5 protein-coding genes are annotated in these 6,447 nt (G+C 40.6%); 4 read left to right on the forward strand and 1 reads right to left on the reverse strand.

Annotated features, from left to right (window positions below; genetic code table 11):
• The first annotated feature begins 1 nt into the window (after position 1).
• The 3 genes from ACMVDV_RS18180 to ACMVDV_RS18190 all read left to right on the forward strand — a co-directional run bounded on the left by ACMVDV_RS18180 (position 2) and on the right by ACMVDV_RS18190 (position 3,533).
• Positions 2–922 (forward strand): flagellar motor protein MotB, encoded by a 921-nt coding sequence (locus ACMVDV_RS18180; protein WP_416159028.1) that lies wholly within the window; start codon positions 2–4, stop codon positions 920–922.
• 148 nt (positions 923–1,070) lie between these two features.
• The gene (locus tag ACMVDV_RS18185; protein ID WP_416159029.1) at positions 1,071–1,556 is read left to right on the forward strand and encodes a hypothetical protein; all 486 of its coding nucleotides are present in this window, start codon (positions 1,071–1,073) and stop codon (positions 1,554–1,556) included.
• A gap of 72 nt (positions 1,557–1,628) precedes the next feature.
• Complete coding sequence (locus tag ACMVDV_RS18190; protein WP_416159030.1) at positions 1,629–3,533, forward strand: DNA topoisomerase III; 1,905 nt, start codon at positions 1,629–1,631, stop codon at positions 3,531–3,533.
• Positions 3,534–3,551: 18 nt separating this feature from the next.
• Here ACMVDV_RS18190 and ACMVDV_RS18195 read toward each other — a convergent pair whose 3' ends face one another.
• Positions 3,552–4,862, reverse strand: a complete 1,311-nt coding sequence (locus ACMVDV_RS18195; RefSeq protein WP_416159031.1) for a M20 metallopeptidase family protein — start codon at positions 4,860–4,862, stop codon at positions 3,552–3,554.
• 99 nt (positions 4,863–4,961) lie between these two features.
• On the opposite strand from ACMVDV_RS18195, the gene ACMVDV_RS18200 reads away from it, so the two are divergent.
• Positions 4,962–5,819, forward strand: coding sequence for a tetratricopeptide repeat protein (locus ACMVDV_RS18200; RefSeq protein WP_416159032.1), 858 nt, complete (start codon positions 4,962–4,964; stop codon positions 5,817–5,819).
• Positions 5,820–6,447 lie beyond the last annotated feature (628 nt).

Below are 6,447 nucleotides of genomic sequence, written 5' to 3' on the forward strand. Positions count from 1 at the left end.
CATGTCTGAGCAAGAGTGCAAATGCCCACCACCAGGACTTCCTGCTTGGATGGGCACGTTTGCGGATTTGATGTCGCTATTGATGTGCTTCTTTGTACTTTTGCTCGCGTTTTCAGAAATGGATGTGCTGAAATTTAAACAAATTGCGGGCTCGATGAAATTTGCTTTCGGTGTACAAAATAAAATAGAAGTTAAAGATATACCTAAGGGAACATCCGTTATCGCGATGGAGTTTACGCCAGGTAAACCAGAACCGACACCAATAGAAACAATTCAACAGCAAACCGTGGAAATGACTCAGCAAATGTTGGAATTTCAAGCTGGTGATGAAAGTTCTGCCGGTGGCCGTCAAGAACAACGCGGTAATAAGCGCGGTGGTGAGTCACAAAGCACAGCACAACAACAAGCCTCTGAGCAAGCAGTTTCTGCCGCTGATCAAGAGCAAGTGAATGAGCTGGTGAAAAAAATAGCACAGCAATTAGAGCAGCAAATCATGGACGGGGCGATTGAGCTGGAATCTTTAGGCCAGCAAATTCTTATTCGTATTCGCGAAAATGGCTCATTTCCTTCGGGCAGTGCTTTTTTGCAGCCTAAATTCAAACCTATTATTCGCGATATTGCAACGCTTTTAAAAGATGTTCCTGGTGAAATTACTGTCTCTGGGCATACCGATGATTTTCAAGTATCCAATGAGTTGTATACCAATAACTGGGATTTATCATCGAAGCGTGCTGTTGCAGTGGCAACAGAAATGCAAAAAGCGCAAGGCTTTGATAAGACGCGTATGGTTGTAGTAGGCCACGCAGAAACTCGACCACTTGTTCCCAATGATTCTGACGCGGATAGACGACGTAATCGCCGTGTTGAAATCTCCATTATGCAAGGTAAAGCAAAAGAGTCAGATCCGATAGATGTAAGATAAAGGTACTTGGCAAAGTAGCTAATTTAGCTTAAAGTGACTTTTTAACAAGTGTAACGGAGTGTACGATGAAAAACGTTGATAAATATAGCTATATGCCGGGTAATGGTAATGGCGGCGATGATGATAAAAAACCAGATTAGGTAATTCTATGCCCCCATGGTTCGAAACTAGTATGAGAGTACTTGAAAATAGCTGGGTGTTTATTTTAAGCCCAGCTATTTTTGTTTTTTATTTACGTAAGGATTATCTCGCACTGCGTTTTGCGTTGGTTACTGCTGCGTTTTTTTTGTATGGCGCTTTAATTTACGATAGTCTAATGAGTATTGATGAAGGCGTTTATGTTTATCGCTACGTAGTCTGGGCATTTAATGATATTGCTTGGATGGCCTTGATTGCTTACTTAGGTATTAAAGATAAATTATACCTTTGGCAAAGTGTGCTTGGTCAATTGGTTGTAATTAGTGCGCCTATTTTACAATTATTTAGATTAGTGGATCGTCACCTTTGGGATTTATCGTATAGTACCATGCTATATAAAACGTTATTACCGTTAATCAATATTGGCACTGTCGTTGTGTGCTACCTTCCTCTGTTGTATTTATTTATGCGAAAAAATCGCAGTCTAAAGAGCTAATCATTAACTATTTGTAGATTAAATTACGTGTGCTAAACTACTGTGTAAATAACCAGTTGTTGATAGTGGCCAATGAAACTTTATATAGCCGAAAAACCATCTTTAGGTCGTGCCATTGCCGATGCCTTACCAAAGCCTCATAAAAAACATGATGGCTATATTGAAGTGGCTAATGGCGATTGTGTTTCTTGGTGTATAGGTCATTTATTAGAACAAGCTGAACCTGATGACTACAGCGAACAATACAAAAAATGGCGTTTTGATGACTTACCTATAGTGCCTGAGCAATGGCAGTTAAAGGCTAAATCTAAAACCCGTAAGCAACTCACTGTCCTTAAAAAGTTAATCAAGCAAGCTGAGCAGCTTGTTCATGCTGGCGATCCCGACCGCGAGGGTCAGTTGCTGGTTGATGAAGTGATTGAGCAAGTCAAGTTATCACAAGCTAAAAAGCACAGTATCCAACGGTTATTGATCAGCGATTTAAACGTCAGTGCAGTTAAAAAAGCATTAGCGAGTATGCGTACTAATCGTGACTTTATTCCCCTAAGTGTTTCAGCTCTTGCGCGCTCTCGTGCTGATTGGTTGTTTGGTATGAACCTGACACGTGCTTATACCCTGGCAGGGCAAAAAGCAGGGTTTGGTAATGTACTCTCTGTTGGACGAGTACAAACACCTATTTTAGGCCTAGTGGTAAATCGTGATAATGAAATTGCTAACTTTAGAGCAAAACCATTCTATGAAGTGTTTGCCCATTTACATACCCAAGAGCAACAGAGTTTTACTGCTAAATGGCAACCAAGCAAAGCGTGCGAACCTTATCAAGACGAAGAGGGGCGGATATTGCACCGAGGGCTTGCGGAAAATGTTGCAGCACGTGTCACGGATCAACCCGGCGAAGTGACGGCACTTGAGCAAAAGCAGAAAAAACAGCAAGCGCCTTTGCCGTATAATTTATCTGCTCTACAAATCGATGCAGCAAAAGCGTTTACTATGCCAGCACAAAAGGTGTTAGATATTTGCCAAGTTTTATATGAACGCCATAAACTTATCACCTACCCACGCTCAGATAATCGCTATTTACCAAAAGACCATCATCAAGAAGCCGCCAGTATTATAAAAGCAATCGCGACTAATGGTGGGCAAAGTGACGCAACGTGCCAAGGCGCTGATACCCGCATGCGCAGTAAGTGTTTTAATGACGCCAAAGTTGCTGCGCACCATGCAATCATACCCACGGCTAAACAGTTAAAGTCCGCAAGTTTAAATAGCGATGAAGGCAAAGTGTATAGCTTGATTTGTCGCCATTATCTTATTCAGTTTTACCCTGATTATGTTTTTAATGAAACGAAAGTTGAGGTTACCATAGCGGGTGGTTTATTTAAGGCCAATGCTAAACAAGATGTTGGTCTAGGCTTTAAAGTGCTGATGGGCCGATCGGAGCTTAAAGATCAGCAAACATTACCGCCATTGGTTAAAGGGCAAAAACTTCATTGTAGCCATGGCGAAATCATCGATAAAATGACCACGCCACCGGCACATTTCACTGATGCAACGCTGTTAAGTGCAATGACGGGGATAAGTCGTTATGTTAAAAATCCAGATATCAAAAAAATTCTTAAAGAAACGGATGGCTTAGGGACTGAAGCAACTCGAGCTGGTATCTTAGAGCTGTTGTTTAGGCGGCGCTTTTTACAACGCCAAGGTAAATCAATTTTGGCAACCCAGACAGGTAAAGCGTTAATAGGTGTATTACCCGAAGGGTTAGCTAGCCCCGATTTAACTGCAAAATGGGAAGCTTCACTAGGTGACATTGCCGAACAGCGTATGAGCTATCAGCAGTTTTTAACACCGTTATTAAGCGATTTATCACATTTTATCGATCAAGCCGGGCAGTGTAATAGTCAAGTATTTGCGCAATTACCAAAAACGCCGCAAAAGCGACGTTTTAAAAGCAAGGCAAAACCCAAATCGGCTTAGCTGTTATGGGTAGGCGATTTATTGGTTAAATAACGCAACGGCGGCATTACTCATCGCTTTTATCCCTGTTGGCAGTGCAACCTTATAATCGGGGGCGAACTTACTTGAATGCAACGATGGTAGAGTATTCCCCGATTTTTGTGCAGCAGCATATTGAGTTTGCTCAACACCACCTAGCCAAAACAAGGTAATTGGAATATTTTTGTCAGTTCGGCCATATAAACCAAAATCCTCACCAGCCATAACAGCTTCTGTTTCAAGTACATTACTTTCACCAATTGCGGCGCTAATTGCACTACGTACAATATTTGTTTGTGCTGGGTTATTGTAAGTTGAGGGGATTGATTCATCTTCATGCACATAGACTTCAGGGGTTAAGCTCTCATCAAGTCCTGCACTAATCGCAATGCCTTTACTAATACGCTTAATTGCAGCAATTTGTTGTAAACGTACTGCGGGATTGTAGCTTCTTAGTGTTAGCTGTAGTTTTACTTGATCGGAAATAACATTGTGTTTAGAACCACCATGAATTGAGCCAACGGTGATCACCGAAGGTTCAAGTGGCGAGAGTTCGCGACTCGTTATTGTTTGCAGTGCTAAAACAATGCGTGAAGCGATCACAACAGGATCAATCGTTGTATGTGGGTAGGCACCATGGCCACCTTTACCTTTTACAGTAATATCAACTGAATCAACACTTGCCATAGTGTATTCGTTTTTCATACTTACTTTGCCTGCAGGTACACTGGCACTGACATGCAGGGCAATGACATGATCAGGAGTTGGGTATTTAGAGAATAAGCCTTCTTTAAGCATTGCTTTTGCACCACCACCTACTTCTTCGGCAGGTTGTGCCACCATCATTAAAGTACCCTGCCATGCATCTTGGTGCATAACTAGCTGCTGGGCTGTGCCAATAAATGAACTCATATGAATATCATGACCGCAACCATGCATAACACCAACAGTTGCACCTTCATCATTAGTAACGGTTACTTTAGAAGCATAGGGTTTGCCAGTTTGCTCTATAATTGGCAAGCCATCGGTGTCGGTGCGGATCATAATTGTTGGGCCATTCCCATTTTTATAAATTCCCACTACGCCAAACCCGCCAACATTATCAGTGACATCAAAACCAAGTTGCTTGAGTTGTTTTGCTATTTTCTGTCCTGTTTGTTGCTCGTGGTAGGAAAGCTCTGGGGATTGGTGTAAATCTAAATAAAGCTGTTCAATCGCAGGCATGGTTTTATCTAGCTTGAGATCTAACGTCGTTGCACTGAGCAATGGGCTTATAAACAGTAGGGCGGCGTAAATTTTGTGAAATTTCATAAAAGACCTTTTTGATTTATGGCTTGTGATCTGGGCTTGTAATTATTGTATCTGCCACCATATAAAACCCTAAATAGTCTGATATGGCAATCAATCGTAATGAATAATATGGTAAATGTTAATCCGCAAAATCTTCAGCAAGTATTAGGTGAAACTTCACAACAAAAACTTGTATTACTTAGTTTCTACTCTGCACAGAGCCCTGAGTGTCAATCACAAGCAGCCATTTTAGAAAAAATTGCCAGCCAATACGGTGAACATTTACTTGTTGCGACGTTGGATTGTGATATTGAACAGCAATTAGCAGCGCAACTAGCACAACAAATTGGTTTGCAAACACTGCCAACACTGGTGTTCTTAAAAGACTCAGCGCCTGTTGATATGTTAGCTGGTGCGCAGACCGAGCAACAAGTGCGTGATGTATTAGCAAAGCATTTACCAGCACAGCATGAACTTTTGTTAGAGCAAGCCAAACAAGCTTTAATAGCACAAGACCTTAACAGTGCGTTTAACTATGCAAAGCAAGCTTACGAGTTAGATACCACTAATGCCCGTATTAAATTGGTACTGGCAGATATTTGTATTCAAATACATAAGCTTGATGATGCACAAGCATTATTGGCATCTGTTGCAGAAAATGAACGTGATGCCTATTTCACTAATATTCAAGCGAAGTGCGAACAAGCACTTTTAGCACAAGAATCTCCAGAGATAAAAGCACTACAAAGCCAAGTTGAAAAATACCCGAATGATTTAGAAATTCAAGCTGAGCTTGCCGACGCATTAAATCAAGCTGGACGCAAAGAAGAGGCGCTAGAGCTGCTTTTTAACATTTTGCAAAAAGATTTAAATTTTGCTCAAGTAAAACCAACCTTTTTAGAGGTTATAGCGTCTTTACCTGATGGCGATAGCTTAGCCGCTAAATATCGTAGAAAGCTCTATAGCATATTATATTAAGCAAATTTGTAGCAGATATTGAAAGCACCAAAGCGAATGGTGCTTTTTTATACTAAAAACTTGCTAAATACTAAATCTAAGTAATACTCAAGATCCTCTCGAGAAAAGTTTGTCTGTTTTTTATTCAGTAAACTACATGTTTTATGTACTTTAGTGTAATTTTTATACTAACTGCACTTTTTTTAAAGTTTTCTTTAAAAAACGCTTGCGTAAAACTCGCCGCGCCCTATAATGCGACCCCACTGAGACGGCAGAGCGCAACGCATAGCGGGGCATGAGCTACTTAGTAAGTCGAGTAAAACTTAAGTTTAGATTTTTTAGAAAGTTTAAAATTAAGTGTTGACAAAAAAATAGGAAAGCGTAAGATTCGCTTCCCTTGAGTTGCTAAGGCAACTCAAACGTTCTTTAACAATATAAAGCAATCATCTGTGTGGGCACTCGTACAGATTGAGTTCTAACAGCCAAACTTAGTTCGCTAAGTAAGGCAAAAAATTTAGAGTCTCAATGTGATTTCTCGAAAGAGAAGCTGAGTGACCAACAGAAGTAACTTATTTATAAGTTGCTTCGGCACAGTCAATTCAATATCGAAAGATATTAAATAAATTCAGAATTCATTGAGCATGTCCTT

Source organism: Pseudoalteromonas sp. ASV78, assembly GCF_047806705.1.
In the GTDB taxonomy this organism is placed as follows: domain Bacteria; phylum Pseudomonadota; class Gammaproteobacteria; order Enterobacterales; family Alteromonadaceae; genus Pseudoalteromonas; species Pseudoalteromonas prydzensis_A.

What these genes read in the sequence shown, in the direction of transcription:
- ACMVDV_RS18180 (WP_416159028.1), top strand. Translation starts at nt 2, where the DNA reads ATGTCTGAGCAAGAGTGCAAATGCCCACCACCAGGACTTCCTGCTTGG.
- ACMVDV_RS18185 (WP_416159029.1), top strand. Translation starts at nt 1,071, where the DNA reads ATGCCCCCATGGTTCGAAACTAGTATGAGAGTACTTGAAAATAGCTGG.
- ACMVDV_RS18190 (WP_416159030.1), top strand. Translation starts at nt 1,629, where the DNA reads ATGAAACTTTATATAGCCGAAAAACCATCTTTAGGTCGTGCCATTGCC.
- ACMVDV_RS18195 (WP_416159031.1), bottom strand. Translation starts at nt 4,862, where the DNA reads ATGAAATTTCACAAAATTTACGCCGCCCTACTGTTTATAAGCCCATTG.
- ACMVDV_RS18200 (WP_416159032.1), top strand. Translation starts at nt 4,962, where the DNA reads ATGAATAATATGGTAAATGTTAATCCGCAAAATCTTCAGCAAGTATTA.